The sequence below is a fragment of the Mediterranea sp. ET5 genome, from assembly GCF_023337025.1.
GTDB lineage: Bacteria > Bacteroidota > Bacteroidia > Bacteroidales > Bacteroidaceae > Phocaeicola_A.
Map to the genome: position 1 here is coordinate 82493 of NZ_JAMBLN010000013.1, position 16225 is coordinate 98717.

A 16225-nucleotide genomic window follows, 5' to 3' on the forward strand; every position below is an offset into this window, starting at 1 on the left:
CAAATTGGGCATGAGGACGCATAAATACGAAAAGAATGAGATTTAATTTCTTTAATTTCTGCTTTCCCTAGATTACCAGAGAATTAAGAAGAAATCTTATCGGTAGTGAAGAATGTTCACCGCCGACAGAATTACCTTGTTTTTGTCCATAAGTTATCTCCATAGAGGCTCGGAATTCCAATTTACCGGAAAGCCCATTGCTGTTGGATCCACCTGTGGATAAGAGAGCAACAAGGACTTTAGCTTATTTTTGAAGTCCAATCCATATCCCATGGAATCAAGCCAATATGCAATACAGCAAGCTATAGCATATACTTTGTTTGCGTCGACGCCTTCTATATTCACCCACGCACCACGCAAAGAGGCATTTATTTGTGGCGCGTTAGAAAGATAGCGGTTCCAAAGTCGTGAGTGGTGCGCGCAATAATTTCTCAGAACGGTGACGCTACGCATCCAACTTTCTAACACCTCATGCTGTGGAAGATTGAACTGACGAGCAACACGCTTTTTTAACTTTTTGTTACTGAAATTGTAATAGAGTTTTGATAGTGTTCCGAACGATGCCAATTCGAGTGTTTTCCATGCAGGAGGAAAAATCGGTTTATTATAGTTGAGCCTATGCTCTTTAATAAAGTCTTCCTTGCTACGCTGAAGTTCTCTGTCTATGGAGTTCATATTCTCAATAAACTTATGTTCATCGTCAGCAAGGTTTGTATCAAAGAACCAAAACGGACCATGCTCCAAAGAAAACTCTTGTATGATCTTTGTGCGTAAGGCAATCTCTAATCGCTGGATTGCCTTGAACATCAAATCTCTCAACTCTATATCAAAGTTATAGAGAGCTACGGCATCTTCAAATCGGCTGGCAGGCTTGAATTGATGTGTTGTTTTGTCGGCCTCCATAGGACGAAGGTACTGAATGATACGAAAATAACTTACTTCCCCAAGGAATTTTGTGCCTTGAATGAATCAGTTATATGTAAGCCTCTACTTTTTAGTAGTTCTATTTGTTCCGAAATAGAAAGGGCCTGTTTAGTATATAATTTTAGTGTACCCATAAAAAGCAAAAGACCCGCCCTGGTTCGCTGTTCAAATGGGAAGCGTGGCGGATTCTGTTGCGACAAAGGTACGAATAACTATTGATGGTACAAACTTTCCAGGAAAAAAACGCATGAAAGCAAATTTCTTTAACCTGTTTATGTTTGACTACGGCATCGGACATTGATAAATAACAGATGCCTTATTTTACATGTCGTATTGACACATCAAATATGAGGTATCTTCATGCACTTTTATTCAAGCGTCCATTTAACAGTTCACAGATCTCTTTTCCTTTCATGGTCAGATTATAGGCAGGAAAGCTTTCGATTGAGCCAGCCACCTTGAGATTGAATGCCATTACACGCTGTACAAGACCGGGTGATGTCTTCAACTTATGCGTCAAGGGCTTTGCCTTATGGTCCACGGCTATCAGTTTTGTACTGTAAATTCTAATTAATCGGAAACGCTTCACATCAGCAAAATGGATCGTGTGATAAGTGCCCTTCAACTGACTGTAGAAATCCACTCTGTCTTCATGGATTATCAAAAGCGGAATATGGCGAATCCGGTTATAGAGTGTCTGGAGAAAGAGAAACAATCCGCCACCACCGAAGAATAGTATACCCAACCAACCGCCAAACACTTTCGTAACCCAACCTGCATGCATTTTTTGAATCGTCTGGTACCCACCTGCTGCAAGAGTAAAACAGAGGACGACCAAAAGCATGTTTTTCCACAAGCATTGATAAATCCGTATCTCCGTCATCTTCGTTTGCTCAGTTTCTATCATAAATGGTGATTTATTTTGGTCTCTGTTGTCGAGCTGTCACCCCGAGTCTGCAATATTACGAAGTATTTTTGAGAATTACTTACTACACTACAGTCAAGCGCAGACAAGTAGAGTCTGTTCTGTATACCTTAGGCAACCTCGACACAGCCCTTATTCCTCAAAAACTATCATTTACTTTTTCCTGTTGTCAGTTCATTGTCGAGGCTGTCCAGCACATAGCCGGAAGATTGATAGTACAATCCGCTTCGAGGGTCTAGCAGTCGCTCGAAAGTATCCGAATTGTATAACAGATTCATAGCAGCTTCCATCGTCATTCCACGGTCTTCCATCAGCAGGGTAAGCAGGTCGGATGTCATGTCTTCCTGCATCGATTCTATTTGTGGGCGGGTCAGTTTCATAGAGCGTTATCATAGCCGCCCTCCGTTATTTCTGCAAACCTTTGCGAGTGCGTCGATGCTGTCGTTGAAAGAATGTGTATGCAGGATATTGTAGAACTCCTCCAGATGCGCCAACCCCTTGAAGCGCACAAGGTAGTTGAGTGCCTGCTGCTGACTGATGCCAAAATGCGCGGAGAACTCCGACACCAAGGCTACGGTGTATTGCAACATGTTATACTTGTCTCTTGACATAGATGGCTGATGTTTAGTCTATTGCAAAAATAACCAGGAATTATCGAATCTCCAAATGTTTTACTTGGGAAATTGCAATCTGTATTCTTATGGAGATGAATGGACGCAAGTCTCGCTGTTCGGCAGCATGAGGATACACAATCGAGCAATCAAAACAATTGACTTTGTTTTACTATTATCCCGAACTCACGTCTGGGCTCCATATAGTATGAACCATTTGTTTTCTGGAGTGCTACGTGGAGAGGTTTGAAGGAGACGTGGCTAAAGGAAAGTCTGGAATTGCTTTTCCATGAAATGCTGTCCAATCTGAAGTGTCCATTTTTATCTGTAAGGGCAAACGGACTGTCGCCTCCCTCTATCCGTACGAAAACATGCTCGATGGCTGTTGAATCTGTCGAGTTCAGTACGATTCCTTCGACGACTTGTCCCATAGCCGGTGTGACGGTGAGGAAAAGCAAATAGATGATATGTGTTATGATTTTTCTCATTCTCTACTTTTTGACGTCTGCAAGGTATATATATTTATTTTATAAATCAATGATTTACGAATATATTTTCGATGATGGACGACAAACAGTTTTCGATGCCTGAAGCGATTGCAGGTCTTCCGGTTTTCTCCTGTCAATGGATGAAATGACAAAGTGTCAAAACGTCAAACGAATCGCCTGAGAATGCCCTTCGTTGCACCCGACGGCGAGTTTGTGCGTGAAAATGGCTTTCTCAAGCGATTTGCAAAATACACTTTGCTTGAAAATAGGGCTGTCGGATGTTGTTTTTGAGGTATTTGTGGTGCTTGGGAAGGTGTACTGTCAAAGCAGAGATGAATAAACTGTGCAAAATAATAGTTCTAAAAATGAAGCGTCCGCGCTTCTTCTGGAACGCAGATGTCTGGAATTTTTCTTTGCTGTTCTCTTTTCTTTACATCGACGGACGAAACAATATTGTTTCATCGGTCAAACAATATTGTTTCACGAGTCAAACACTTGTGTTTGGAAGCTCAAACAATATTGTTTCGCGCATGAAAAAGATGTGTTGGGGGTTAATAAATATGAAACGAATAGGCGTTGTAGGAGTTTCCTGTTAATCGGATTTAGCTTTTGCCCGCTGGAAGGAGGAGTTTTTCAAAAGTACGCGTTAGCTGAAAACGACGAATCGGGAAATTGTGTCAGGGAAACGGCTTGTTTGCCTATCAGATTGTCAATGGGTGAGGAGAGGGGTTGTTGCCTGTTCTGTCCCGATGGGGGCTGCCGTGTCTGTGCAGATACGCAAAACGAGTTTTACTATTAATCTTTTATCGTTACCTTTGTCTTCAAATAAAACGATAAACAAAGGCAAACTGCTTGTTCCCATCAAGGAAGAGCCAGGTAAGTGACACCCGTATGACAACAAAAGAAATAGACGAACAGTCTTTGACAAAGGCACATCGCCTTTTTGAATCAGGCGATATAAACACGATACCGGTTGGTACGACGGCAGGACTCCAGCAGATACACCGCTATCTGTTTGACGGTTTATATCCTTTTGCCGGCATTATCCGGGACAAGAATATTGCCAAAGGAGGTTTCCGCTTTGCCAATTCGCTCTATCTCAAGGCGGCTCTCGCGGCAGTAGAGAAGCTGCCCGAAGACACCTTTGAGCAGATTATCGGGAAATATGTCGAGATGAACGTATGTCATCCTTTCATGGAAGGCAACGGACGTTCCATGCGTATCTGGCTGGACATGATGCTGAAACGCTCACTCGGCAAAGTCGTCAACTGGCAGTATGTGGACAAGGACCAATATCTCTCGGCTATGGAGCGTTCTCCAATAAACGATCTCGAAATACGCTATCTGCTCTCGCAGAACCTGACTTCTGACACGGAGAACCGTGAAGTGATATTCCAGGGTATTGAGCAGAGCTATTATTATGAGGGGTATGAGAAGGAAAAATGAACTTTTAATGAGTAACTGTGTCGATGATGGTACGGTATTTCCTCCAAAACCCTTACCTTTGCACCGTCCATCCAAGAACCGGAAACCACAGAAATGAAAAAGCTATATATCCTCCTTGTCCTCCTGCTGGGGATGACACAGATGACACCGGTGCGTGCTGCCGAGGCAGACTCCGTGCGCATCAGCCTGATGACCTGCTCTCCCGGTAGTGAGATTTATGCCCTCTTCGGTCATACGGCAATCCGGGTGGAAGTGCCTTCCCGGAAGATTGACTGGGTATATAATTATGGTATGTTCAGCTTCAATACGCCCAACTTCATCCTGCGCTTCGTCACGGGAGAGACCGACTATCAGCTGGGCATCATCCCTTATCCTTATTTTGAGGCGGAATATGCCGGACGTGGGTCCTACGTCGTGCAGCAGGAACTGAATCTCCTGCCGGACGAGAAGGCGCGTCTGGTGGAAATACTGGAAACGAACTACCTCCCCGAGAACCGTACCTACCGTTACAACTATTTCTACGACAACTGCACCACCCGTGCCCGCGACAAGATTGAAGAGAGCATCCGTGGCAAGGTGGTCTATCCCGTGGCACGCGATGCCGCGACCTTCCGTCAGATTGTCCACCGTTTCACCGACGGACATGCGTGGGACGAGTTCGGCATCGACCTCTGTCTGGGGGCTGAAGCTGACCGCGCCATCGATACCCGTGCCCAGATGTTCGCCCCGTTTGTCATGATGGATGAGGCGGAAGGAGCCGTGATCCGTTCAGCGGACGGCAGCGAGCGTCGGTTGGTGAAGTCGACCGTCCGTGTGGTCGACCCTGAGCCACTTCAACCGGAAAAGGGATTCCCGTTGTCACCTCTTGCCTGCTCGCTGCTGGTGCTGGCACTGACGCTCGTCCTCTCATGGATGGAGTGGAAAAAGGGGGTGCGGCTGTGGCTGTTTGACGCGGTACTGTTCGCCTTCCAGGGGTTGGCAGGCTGCATCGTGGCGTTCCTGTTCTTCTTCTCACTGCACCCCACGGTGGGGTCGAACTGGTTGCTGGCCATCCTTAATCCCATTCCGCTGGTCTACCTGCCGTGGATGATTTATAAGTCCGTTAAGGGGCGAAAAGACCTCTATCACGTAGGAAATGCTGTTATATTAACACTTTTTATAGTGTTCTGGTGGCTTATACCCCAAAAAATAACGTTAGTAATCGTACCTTTGGCGCTGAGTTTGTTGGTACGTTCCGTGACACGACTCCTCGTAACAAGTAAGAAAGCATGAAAGGACGCATATTAACCTCACTAGTGGCGGCATTGGCGCTGGCAAGTTTGCAGGCGCAGACCCTCTCTTCGGCTCCGAAGTTGGTGGTCGGTATCACCATCGACCAGTTCCGTACGGACTACATGGAGGCGTTCTCTGCACTCTACGGCGAGAAGGGCTTCAAGCGTCTGCTCAAGGAGGGGCGTGTCTACACCAACGGCGGATACACTTTCAAGCCTGTCGACCGTTCGTCGGCTGTCGCAGCCATCTATTCCGGCACTACACCTTATTATAATGGCATCATTGCCAACAGCTGGCTGGACCGCGAAACCCTGCGTGTGATGGCATCGGTCGACGACAAGGACTTCATGGGCATGTACACCGCCGAGAACTCTTCGCCGCGCAAGCTGCTCTCTTCGACCATAGCCGATGAGCTGAAGGTTGCTACCCAGGGAAAAGCCCTGGTGTACGCCATCAGTCCTTTCCGCGATGCAGCCATTTTCGGCGCAGGACATGCCGGCGACGGTGCCTTCTGGATTAATGACGACACCGGGAAGTGGGCAGGCTCTACGTTCTATGGTTCGTTCCCGACATGGGTGATGTCCTACAACGACCGTCAGGCACTCGACTCGCGCATCTCCGGGCTGGACTGGGAGACGTTGCAGAACCGGGCGCTCTACACCTACTTCTCGCCCGAGCAGCCCCGCGGGTTCAAACATTCCTTTTCAGATTACAAGAAATATCGTCAGTTCAAGACCTCCGGTCTGGTCAATGAGGAAGTCAACCGCCTGGTGGAGCGTTGCCTGCAGAGCACGACCCTCGGCATGGACGATGTGCCCGACCTCCTCTCGGTGACCTACTATGCCGGGAACTATGAACACAAGTCGACCACGGAATATCCCGTGGAGATTCAGGACACGTACGTCCGTCTCGACCGTGAGATAGGCAACCTCATCGACATGGTCGACAAGCGGGTGGGGCTGCGCAACGCCCTCTTCTTCATCACTTCGACGGGGTACAACGACCCCGAGAAGATGGACCTGGCTGCCTATCGCATCCCTACGGGCGACTTCTATATGGACCGTTGCACCGCCCTGCTCAACATGTACCTCATGGCAACCTACGGACAGGGAAAATACGTGCAGGCGTACAACGGGCTGAACATCTATTTCGACCACAAGCTCATCGAGCAGAAGCAGCTGAGTCTGCCCGAGGTGCTCAACAAGTCTGCCGAGTTTCTCGTGCAGGTCAGTGGCGTGAAGGCTGCCTACACTGCCCATCAGCTGGCACTCAATGCCAATACGCCCGAACGGCTTCTGCTGCGCAACGCGTTCAACATCGACGCGTCCGGTGACATCCTGCTGGAGCTTGCCCCCGGCTGGAAACACGTGAGCGAGGACCCGCTGGTCGACAGCCACTACACGTCCGCATCTCTGATTAATTTCCCCATCATATTCTTCGGTCATTCCGTGAAGCCGGAGATTATCCCGGTGCCTGCCACAGTGGACTGCATTGCACCCACGGTGACACACTTCGTGCGCATCCGTGCCCCCAACGCATGCCGCTCAACCCTTCTGGGCGGAATCCGCTAAATCTTTTACCGTCTGAAAATTGCCGTAAAGTCGGCTCTTTCAATTAACTTTGCACGCTGTTGGCGGACGGCGTGTCAACACACTTATTCTATACTCACATAAGCAAATAATAAAAACAATACGATAATGGGATTTAATGAATTTTTGAGTAAGCTGTTTGGTAACAAGGCTACTCGCGACATGAAGGAAATCGTGCCTTGGGTGGAGAAGGTGAAAGCAGCCTATCCGGACATCAACAAGCTGAGCAACGACGAGCTGCGTGCGAAGACAAAGGAATTGCAGAAGTTCGTCAAGGACTCTGCCACCGACCTGCGTGAGAAAATCGATGAGCTGAAGTCCAAGGTCGAGGAGACCGAGCTGGAACAGCGTGAGGGGCTTTTCGCCCAGATTGACAAGCTGGAGAAGGAGGTGCTCGACCGCTATGAGAAGGCGCTCGACGAAATCCTGCCGCAAGCTTTCGCCATCGTGAAGGATACGGCACGCCGCTTTGCCGAGAATGCTGAAATCGAGGTGACGGCAACCGACTTCGACCGTGAACTGGCTGCCACAAAAGACTTCGTCCGCATCGAGGGTGACAAGGCAATCTATCAGAACCACTGGATGGCGGGAGGTTCCGAAATCACGTGGAACATGGTGCACTATGACGTACAGCTCTTCGGTGGTGTCGTGCTGCACAAAGGCAAGATTGCCGAGATGGCGACCGGTGAAGGTAAGACCCTGGTGGCTACCCTTCCGGTGTTCCTCAATGCCCTGACCGGAAACGGTGTACACGTGGTGACGGTCAACGACTATCTGTCCAAGCGTGACTCCGAGTGGATGGGACCGCTCTATGAGTTCCACGGTCTGAGTGTGGACTGTATCGACAAGCATCAGCCCAACTCCGACGCCCGCCGCAAGGCATACATGGCAGACATCACCTTCGGTACGAACAACGAGTTCGGTTTCGACTACCTGCGCGACAACATGGCAAACAGTCCGCGTGACCTCGTGCAACGCCAGCATAACTATGCCATCGTCGATGAGGTCGACTCGGTGTTGATCGACGATGCCCGTACGCCGTTGATTATCTCCGGTCCCGTGCCCAAGGGAGAGGAGCAGCTCTTCGAACAGCTCTGCCCGATGGTGGAACGTCTGGTCGAAGCACAGCGCAAGCTGGCTACCCAGTTCCTCACCGAAGCCAAACGCCTCATCCCTTCCGAAGACAAGAAAGAGCGTGAAGAAGGCTTCCTCGCCCTCTTCCGTTGCCATAAGGCGCTCCCCAAGAGCAAGCCCCTCATCAAGTACCTGAGTGAACCGGGCATCAAGGCCGGCATGCAGGCTACCGAGGAAATCTACATGGAGCAGAACAACAAGCGCATGCCCGAGGCGGTGGAACCCCTCTACTTCGTCATCGACGAGAAGCTCAACAGCGTCGACCTGACCGACAAGGGTATCGACCTCATTACCGGCAACTCGTCCGACCCGAACCTCTTCGTGCTGCCTGACATCGCTTCCGAACTGTCTGCACTGGAGGCAGAGACCGGACTGAGCGACGAAGAGAAGCTCGCCAAGAAGGATGCGCTGCTCACTGACTATGCCATCAAGTCGGAGCGTGTACACACCATCAACCAGCTCCTCAAGGCATACGCCATGTTCGAGAAGGACGACCAGTATGTGGTCATCGACGGACAGGTGAAAATCGTCGACGAGCAGACGGGACGTATCATGGAGGGTCGCCGTTACTCTGACGGACTCCATCAGGCCATTGAGGCCAAGGAGCGCGTGAAGGTGGAAGCTGCCACGCAGACCTTCGCCACCATCACCCTGCAGAACTACTTCCGTATGTACCACAAGCTCTCCGGTATGACCGGTACGGCTGAGACGGAAGCAGGCGAGTTCTGGGACATCTACAAGCTCGATGTGGTGGTCATCCCGACCAACCGCCCCATTGCGCGTATCGATATGAACGACCGCGTCTACAAGACCAAGCGTGAGAAATACAAGGCAGTCATCGAGGAAATCGAGAAGATGGTGAATGCCGGACGTCCGGTCCTCGTAGGTACGACGTCGGTGGAAATCTCCGAGATGCTGAGCAAGATGCTCACCATGCGGAAGATTCAGCATAACGTGTTGAACGCGAAGCTGCACCAGAAGGAAGCCGAAATCGTGGCAAAGGCAGGTCTGAGCGGTACGGTGACCATCGCCACCAACATGGCGGGTCGTGGTACGGACATCAAGCTCAGCCCCGAAGTGAAGGCTGCGGGCGGTCTTGCCATCATCGGTACCGAACGTCACGAGTCGCGCCGTGTGGACCGTCAGTTGCGTGGTCGTGCCGGACGTCAGGGAGACCCGGGTTCGTCAGTCTTCTTCGTTTCGCTGGAAGATAACCTGATGCGTCTGTTCGCCTCCGAGCGTATCGCCAAGGTGATGGACAAGCTGGGCTTCAAGGAAGGCGAGATGATCGAGGCAAAGATGATTTCCAACTCCATCGAGCGTGCACAGAAGAAGGTCGAGGAGAACAACTTCGGTATCCGTAAGCGTCTGTTGGAATACGACGACGTGATGAACAAGCAGCGTGTGGTGGTCTACACCAAGCGTCGCCACGCCCTCATGGGTGAACGCATCGGCATGGACATCGTGAACATGGTGGAAGAGTGCTGCATCAGTGCCGTGGAAGGCAAGGAGTATGAAGATGCCAAGATGGAGGTGCTCCACAACTTCGCCATCGAGATGCCGGTGACCGAAGAGGAGTTCCGTCGCGAGAAGCCCGAAGTCATCGAGACGAAGCTCTTCGATGCTGCCATGGCAAACTTCAAGCGCAAGACCGAGCGTATGGCACAGGTGGCTATGCCGGTCATCAAGGAAGTCTACGAGGCACAAGGGCACATGTATGAGAACATCCTCGTGCCCATCACCGACGGCAAGCGCGTCTACAACATATCCTGCAACCTCAAGGCGGCTTACGAGAGCGAGTGCCGCGAAATCGTGAAGGCATTCGAGAAGGCTATCCTGCTCCACACCATCGACGAGGCATGGAAGGAGAACCTGCGTGACCTCGACGAACTGAAGCACTCCGTACAGAATGCCAGCTACGAGCAGAAAGACCCGTTGCTCATCTTCAAGCTGGAGTCGGTCAACCTCTTTGACAGCATGGTGAAGAAAATCAACGACCAGACCATCTCCGTCCTGATGCGTGCACAAATCCCGGTACGCGAACCGGAACAGGTGCGTGAGGCTGCTCCCGACCCGCTGCCTCAGCAACGTCCGCGTTACACCGAGACCAAGCAGGACCTGAGCGACCCCAATCAGCAGGCTGCAGCCGCCCGTGATACCCGCGAGGTCAAACGCGAGCCGATCCGCAACGAGCAGACCATCGGACGGAACGATCCCTGCCCCTGTGGCAGCGGCAAGAAGTACAAGAACTGCCACGGGCGGAACTTGTACCAATAATCCGGTGACGAGTCGATAATACATGACGAGGGGACAAGCAGACAAGTGGACAAGGAGAATGTGACAGACACGCTCCTTGTCTCCTTGTTCACTTGTCCCCTCGTTGGCAAATAAATCTCTTCAGTATCAATGAAACATTTACTCCTGGGACTTCTGGCATGTGTGGGCTTCAGTGCCTGCGCCAGCATAGATGTGATGTCGGTCGACACCCTGATGCCCTCCGACGTGAGTTTTGCACCCGGTGTGAGACGGGTGGCGGTGCTCAACAACATGTTTCCTGCGGAGGCTCCGGCAGACGGTAAGCTTCCGCTGAACACCCCGGTGCCGCTCGACGGCAAGGTGCTTGCCGAGGAACTGGCCGGGCAGCTCGCCAACGCCGGGTATTTTGAGACGGTGATGATCAGTGACTCGCTCTTCCGTCCGGCAAAACCGGAAGGACAGGTACTCTTCTCGCCCCGGGAAGTGGAACAGCTGACGTCCGACCTGCAGGTGGACCTGCTGCTGACGGTCGATGACGCCTCGCTGGTGCCCGGTGCGACCGAGATGTATACTCCGTACAGCGAGGAGGAACGGGTCGCTGTCTTCACGGGAGCACTCTCCCTGGAGACACGTGTATACCTGCCGGGACGCGACCGTCCGTTCCAGCGCTTCATCGACCGTGACACGCTCTACTGGGAGTTGGACGGACTGACCCGTCAGCAAATCGAGGAAGACGCCACACGGCACCTGGCAGGACGCCCCGTGGGTCACCTCGTCCCCCTGTGGCAGACAGTGAACCGGTACTTCTACCGGGGAGGAAGCGTCAACATGCGAGATGCCGCCGTCTGCCTGCAGGAAGGAGACTGGGACCTGGCCGCCGAGAGCTGGAAGCTCGACTTCGACCTGCGCAAGGGAAAGGCGAAGATGCGTGCAGCCTTCAACCTGGCACTCTACAGCGAAATGAAAGGCGACCTTCCGGCTGCCCTGCGCTACCTCGACGAAGCCCGCAACGCCTTGCGCGGCAAGAAGGAGGGGACGGACTACCGGACATCGGAAGACAGACGGCTGATAGAGGCATACGCCGACGAACTGCGTCGTGCAGCCTTGGCGCGGCAGAAACTTGACCTGCAGATGAAGCGTTTCAACGAGTAGAATGTAAAAATTCATGCTTCATGGTGGTCGGAATGATTGTTTTTTGTACTTTTGAGTGCTTTTAGCAATCATCAAATCAATAACGTCATGAAACTCAGTTCACAGTCACAAAACAACGTCGAAGAAGCCATCAAGGCTGCCTTGTCGCGCTACCGGGCTGCCGGCGACGGGCAGTCGGCAATCACGGACATTCACCTGCAACCCAACTTTGACACGGGGGAGCTCGTCATCATGGACGATGATGACAACCGCCTGGCATGCACCGAGGTCGGTGAATGGTCGGAAGACGGGTCGTATGAAGAGGCGGAGGCGCCCCTGCGCAACGTCTTGAAGCGCCTGAAGGAGAAAGGTGCGCTGGACGAGGTGGCACTGATGAAGCCCTATTCGTTCACCTTGGTCGATGGTGACAAGGAGACCGTTGCCGAGCTGTTGCTGGTCGATGACGACACGCTGTTGCTCAATGACGACGAACTGTTGAAAGGCCTGGATGCCGAGCTGGATGCCTTCCTGAAGGACCTGCTGGAAAAATAGACTGCCCAGGCTCTCAGCTGATTATTGCTTATTCTTTCAAATATGCCGATGGCGCGGACGATGCAGCACGATGCTTGCATGTTCCGCGCCATTTTTGTTTGAAGGCGTGTCTAATCCTGTGTGTTTACAAACCTGTTGCTCCTTCCGTTATCAGGGCTTTGTCCAGGCAAACATCGTTGTCCGACGGATGGAACACAAGAGTTCGATTTGTCAAATGCATTAGTTTGACTCACTAAACACAAGCGTTTAACCTGACAAACATAGTAGTTTGATAGACTAAAGTATAATACTTAGGTAGGCAAAGAATAATACTTAGGTAGGCAAAGTATAATACTTAGGTAGGCAAAGTATAATACTTAGGTAGGCAAAGTATAATACTTAGATAGACAAAGTATAATACTTAGATATATCAAACTAATTACTTTGGCAGGTCAAACGCTTGTGTTTATCCGGTCGAAGACTTGTGTTTGCCCGGTCAAACGCGAATGCCCGGAGGGCTTTTCATGGAAAAGAGACAGGCTGAAGCTGTCTGTGTCGGGGGACGGGATGCCTTCCGTCCGCTGAAAGGCAAAAAGAAAGGGAACCGGAACGGTATCCGGCTCCCTCTCAAGAAACATACTCAGAAGATCACTCTGCGGCTTCTCCCGGAGCGTAAGGAACCACAATTACCTCCCCGGCAAGGCCGTTGGCAAAGCCTCCGTATGCCGGTTTGCGGTTGTAGTTGAGGTCCCACAGACCTACCGGTGAGTTGGCACGCCAACCCGAATTGGCAGGACTGTCGGTCATACACCACTGGGTGATGCCGTATTGTTGAGAAACGGGAATAATCTCGAAATACTTCTCGATGATGAACTGGTAGTAGTCTGCCATGCGCAGTGCCTGTTCGTAGGTGACCTCTTCGGTCGGGATGTCCTGTCCGTCCAGTCCGACCAGTCCCATGTCGAGCTCGGAAATCTTCACGAGCTTGCCCGAGGCTGCCATGATTTCAAACATCTTCACCACATGCTCTTCCTTGCTGCGCTGGGTGTTCTCGTCCAGGTAGCAGCTCACGTGCATCTGCGAACCGATGCCGTCGATCTTGGTGACGCCGTCGGCTTCCCAACGGTTGATCCACTCGACGAGGCTCTTCACCTTGGCGTTGTCGTCCCAGTCGGACTCCAGGTTGTAGTCGTTGATGAAGAGCTTCAGGTCAGCGGCGTTGCCTCCGTGTTCGGCAAAGTGTTCACGTGCCAGGCGGACAACGGTACGGACGTAGTCGATGTCGCCCAGGTAGTCCTGCCAGTAGAAGTTGTTGGCTGCGTCGCTTGCCGACACGTTGCTTGCCGACTGCAGGTCGTAGATGCCGTCGCCGTCATAGTCGGCACCGGAGATGGCTTCGTTGACAGCCTCCCAAGCGGTGACGTATCCGCCGGTGGCTTCCATCATGCCGTTGATCCAGTTGTCCATAGCCCAGGTGAGGGTATCTTTTTTCTCTTCAGGAGTCATCTCGACAATCTGGTCGCCCGTGCCGCCGTATCCCTGTCCGTCGTCGGAGAGACGGAACGAGTGGTCGCCTTCGAATATCTGCCAGCCGGCATCAAGGCCGTCTTCGAAATCACCTCCGTTGATGAGGTTGGTCGTCGAGCCTTCTGCCATGATGCTCACGTCGTCCAAGTAGATGTCACCCACAATCGTACCGATGTTGAAGGTGAACTTGTCGTAGGTGTTGTCCTTGTCCACGGTGAAGGAACCCGAGATGGAGGTCCACTCCGTTCCTACATTCCAGCCTGCGGGATATTGCTGGTCGCTTGTGGTGCTCGACTGGATGAAGGGAGACAGGGTGTAGGCTTCCGTTGCCTTTGCCATCGCCTTGAAGTTGTAGGTCACGCCGGTCTGGAAAGGAGTGGCAATCTTGTAGAACACCTGTGCATTGTAGTTGTTGTCCTTCATCGTCGGATTGCTCATGATGAGACAGTGTCCGCCGTCGCTGGCAACTTCAGGAGTGTATGAGTGTGTTACCTTCAGCCACTTCAGGCGGATTTCACCTTCATACGTTCCCGGTTGGAAGACGACGAAGGCTGAAGTGATGTCGGGACAGCCGGGGTACTCGATGGTGACTTCCGACCAGTCTTCGCCGAAGCTGACCTGCTTGTCCTGCAAGGCTCCCCAGTTTCCGAACTGTACGTTCATGGTGCCCTCGCTGCTGCCCTTGACGCAGATGGTCACGCTGTAGTCGTCGCCCGGTACGGCGGTGATGCCGTCGGCAACGAAGTATTGGTACCATTCACCCGGATAGCGGCTGATGAGCGACTCGCCGTCAAACTCGGGCGTGTATCCCATCACGTAGAAGGGGAAGGAGGTGTAGGTCGAGTAGTCCTCGTATTTCACTTCCTCCTCGACGGGTTCTACCGGGGGAGCCGGGATGATGGTCGAGGCAATCAGGCTGTTGAGGTACTTGTTGTTCTGCTGCGAGTGCCAGGCGAGCGTGTGTCCGTAGATGGTGATGCCGGCTTCGCGTGCATTCTCGACAAAGTCGCCCACGGTGGTGAAGTTCATCGTTCCGTCATCGGAGACACAGGAGGCGTACTTCATCTCGTTGCCGGCGGTCATCTCGTCGAAGTTGGAGGTGATGAGTTCGTAGACTACGCCCTTCTTGTTGAAGTCGGTGGCAGCGATGGCGCCTCCCAGGTGGAAGTTGGGGTGTGCAGCGCGGTCGATGTACGTCTTCAGCGGTTCGTAGTTATTCAGATACTCGTATTGAGCCACACTCTCCGGCTTTGCCACGTCGAACGGCTCCAGCTTGTAGTCCGCACACGCTGTCACGGCAGCCGCCAGGGCAAGTGTTGGAAATAATTTGATGTATCGTTTCATAGTCTGTTTTCTGCTTGGTAAGTTCCATTACTTGAGTTCCTATTGTTTGGTCACGGTGAACCACTCGCCCTTCACCTGACGGTCGCGCATCACGAGGGTATCCCGGGTGGCATACTTCGTGTCTCCCAGGTCGACGGTGTAGTCGAGGTAGATGACGTCGCGGTCTCTGTTGTTGAACGAGTTCTTTTCTCCGTGAGGCACATATTCGCCGGTACCGCTGACGGTGCATCCCTCGGTGTCGGTGCTGAGCGTACACTTGTTGTTCTCGTCAAACTTCAGGATGAGGTTGCAGGTCTTGTTGCCCAGTCCCAGTGACCATGCGGCTTCGGTGAGCGAGCGGGTGGTGAACTCCACGGTCTGGTCGTCCACGACTGTTGCTCCATGACGTACCACGGTCGTGGTGGTTCCGTCGGCGGTAATCTGGTCGACGCCGCGGCGCAGCAGGATGCCGTCCCACGGGTTGACGTACTTCACGGCGTAGAGCACGAAGTTCTTGGGTTGCTCTACCCAGTCGGACGTGATGCGCGGGTCAGGATTGTCCACGTTGGGCTGTCCCTGCAGGATGGAGTCGGCGTTCTGCACGTCGGTCATGCGCAAGGGGATGACGTAGTTGGTCAGGAGCGACTTCGGGTCGGCGAAGAAGGCGTCGGTGAACTGCACCTCCACGCCGCCGCTGATTTCACCCTTGGGGATGACAATCTGGTCGGCTGCCAGCTGGTAGTAGCCGGCAGGCATCGGCTCCACTTTTTCGCCCGTGCTGAAGTAGAGGTCGTCGCAGAGCGAGTTGTCCACCTCGATGTCGATGATGCGGTTGGCTCCGTTCTCATACACACCGCCCAGGACAGCCTTGATTTTACACTTGTGCTCGTTGTCGAGGTCGTTGTTATACTCCTCATCGTTGCCCAGTGTCAGGGTACGTACCGGGAACTGGTAGGCGAAGTAGACGGTAGAGTAGTCGTAGTCGGGGAACGACCAGTCTCCGTTCTCACACGCCGGGAAGAGGGTCAGTGCTGCCAAAGCAAGTATAGATGTCAGTCTTTTCATAAT

At 52.2% G+C, this 16225-nt stretch carries 13 protein-coding genes; 6 read left to right on the top strand and 7 right to left on the bottom strand.

Annotated elements, in window-relative coordinates:
- Nucleotides 1-153: 153 nt before the first annotated feature.
- The 5 genes from M3087_RS09215 to M3087_RS09235 all read right to left on the bottom strand — a co-directional run bounded on the left by M3087_RS09215 (nucleotide 154) and on the right by M3087_RS09235 (nucleotide 2948).
- On the bottom strand, nucleotides 154-903 hold the full coding sequence (locus M3087_RS09215; protein WP_249095193.1) for an Abi family protein: 750 nt from the start codon (nucleotides 901-903) through the stop codon (nucleotides 154-156).
- Nucleotides 904-1282: 379 nt separating this feature from the next.
- A complete protein-coding gene (locus tag M3087_RS09220; RefSeq protein WP_249095194.1) occupies nucleotides 1283-1831 on the bottom strand; it encodes an STM3941 family protein in 549 nt (182 codons plus the stop codon).
- A gap of 167 nt (nucleotides 1832-1998) precedes the next feature.
- A complete protein-coding gene (locus M3087_RS09225) occupies nucleotides 1999-2229 on the bottom strand; it encodes a hypothetical protein (protein WP_249095196.1) in 231 nt (76 codons plus the stop codon).
- Nucleotides 2230-2238: 9 nt separating this feature from the next.
- Nucleotides 2239-2460 (bottom strand): DUF3791 domain-containing protein, encoded by a 222-nt coding sequence (locus M3087_RS09230; protein ID WP_022383698.1) that lies wholly within the window; start codon nucleotides 2458-2460, stop codon nucleotides 2239-2241.
- A gap of 149 nt (nucleotides 2461-2609) precedes the next feature.
- A complete protein-coding gene (locus tag M3087_RS09235; protein ID WP_249095198.1) occupies nucleotides 2610-2948 on the bottom strand; it encodes a hypothetical protein in 339 nt (112 codons plus the stop codon).
- An 891-nt stretch (nucleotides 2949-3839) separates the two neighbouring features.
- Between M3087_RS09235 and fic the strand changes: the two genes are divergently transcribed.
- The 6 genes from fic (at nucleotide 3840) to M3087_RS09265 (ending at nucleotide 12328) form a co-directional block, all read left to right on the top strand.
- A complete protein-coding gene (gene fic / locus M3087_RS09240) occupies nucleotides 3840-4394 on the top strand; it encodes a protein adenylyltransferase Fic (RefSeq protein ID WP_249095199.1) in 555 nt (184 codons plus the stop codon).
- A 93-nt stretch (nucleotides 4395-4487) separates the two neighbouring features.
- The gene (locus M3087_RS09245; protein ID WP_022383694.1) at nucleotides 4488-5666 is read left to right on the top strand and encodes a DUF4105 domain-containing protein; all 1179 of its coding nucleotides are present in this window, start codon (nucleotides 4488-4490) and stop codon (nucleotides 5664-5666) included.
- The gene (locus M3087_RS09250; RefSeq protein ID WP_022383693.1) at nucleotides 5663-7237 is read left to right on the top strand and encodes an alkaline phosphatase family protein; all 1575 of its coding nucleotides are present in this window, start codon (nucleotides 5663-5665) and stop codon (nucleotides 7235-7237) included. Before M3087_RS09245 ends, M3087_RS09250 begins: the two co-directional genes overlap by 4 nt.
- 126 nt (nucleotides 7238-7363) lie before the next feature.
- Entirely contained in the window at nucleotides 7364-10666 is a 3303-nt protein-coding gene (secA, locus tag M3087_RS09255) for a preprotein translocase subunit SecA (RefSeq protein ID WP_022383692.1), read from the top strand.
- Between the two features lie 129 nt (nucleotides 10667-10795).
- Entirely contained in the window at nucleotides 10796-11797 is a 1002-nt protein-coding gene (locus M3087_RS09260; RefSeq protein WP_249095200.1) for a DUF6340 family protein, read from the top strand.
- A gap of 87 nt (nucleotides 11798-11884) precedes the next feature.
- Nucleotides 11885-12328, top strand: coding sequence for a hypothetical protein (locus M3087_RS09265; protein ID WP_022383690.1), 444 nt, complete (start codon nucleotides 11885-11887; stop codon nucleotides 12326-12328).
- Nucleotides 12329-12955: 627 nt separating this feature from the next.
- Here M3087_RS09265 and M3087_RS09270 read toward each other — a convergent pair.
- Together M3087_RS09270 and M3087_RS09275 are read right to left on the bottom strand one after the other, a co-directional pair.
- A complete protein-coding gene (locus M3087_RS09270; protein WP_249095202.1) occupies nucleotides 12956-15178 on the bottom strand; it encodes an endo-1,4-beta-xylanase in 2223 nt (740 codons plus the stop codon).
- Between the two features lie 39 nt (nucleotides 15179-15217).
- Nucleotides 15218-16222, bottom strand: coding sequence for a DUF5627 domain-containing protein (locus M3087_RS09275; protein ID WP_106625736.1), 1005 nt, complete (start codon nucleotides 16220-16222; stop codon nucleotides 15218-15220).
- Nucleotides 16223-16225 lie beyond the last annotated feature (3 nt).

Excerpts from the sequence above, each read along its gene's own strand:
- M3087_RS09215 (WP_249095193.1), bottom strand. The coding sequence starts at position 903 with ATGGAGGCCGACAAAACAACACATCAATTCAAGCCTGCCAGCCGATTT.
- M3087_RS09220 (WP_249095194.1), bottom strand. The coding sequence starts at position 1,831 with ATGATAGAAACTGAGCAAACGAAGATGACGGAGATACGGATTTATCAA.
- M3087_RS09225 (WP_249095196.1), bottom strand. The coding sequence starts at position 2,229 with ATGAAACTGACCCGCCCACAAATAGAATCGATGCAGGAAGACATGACA.
- M3087_RS09230 (WP_022383698.1), bottom strand. The coding sequence starts at position 2,460 with ATGTCAAGAGACAAGTATAACATGTTGCAATACACCGTAGCCTTGGTG.
- M3087_RS09235 (WP_249095198.1), bottom strand. The coding sequence starts at position 2,948 with ATGAGAAAAATCATAACACATATCATCTATTTGCTTTTCCTCACCGTC.
- fic (WP_249095199.1), top strand. The coding sequence starts at position 3,840 with ATGACAACAAAAGAAATAGACGAACAGTCTTTGACAAAGGCACATCGC.
- M3087_RS09245 (WP_022383694.1), top strand. The coding sequence starts at position 4,488 with ATGAAAAAGCTATATATCCTCCTTGTCCTCCTGCTGGGGATGACACAG.
- M3087_RS09250 (WP_022383693.1), top strand. The coding sequence starts at position 5,663 with ATGAAAGGACGCATATTAACCTCACTAGTGGCGGCATTGGCGCTGGCA.
- secA (WP_022383692.1), top strand. The coding sequence starts at position 7,364 with ATGGGATTTAATGAATTTTTGAGTAAGCTGTTTGGTAACAAGGCTACT.
- M3087_RS09260 (WP_249095200.1), top strand. The coding sequence starts at position 10,796 with ATGAAACATTTACTCCTGGGACTTCTGGCATGTGTGGGCTTCAGTGCC.
- M3087_RS09265 (WP_022383690.1), top strand. The coding sequence starts at position 11,885 with ATGAAACTCAGTTCACAGTCACAAAACAACGTCGAAGAAGCCATCAAG.
- M3087_RS09270 (WP_249095202.1), bottom strand. The coding sequence starts at position 15,178 with ATGAAACGATACATCAAATTATTTCCAACACTTGCCCTGGCGGCTGCC.
- M3087_RS09275 (WP_106625736.1), bottom strand. The coding sequence starts at position 16,222 with ATGAAAAGACTGACATCTATACTTGCTTTGGCAGCACTGACCCTCTTC.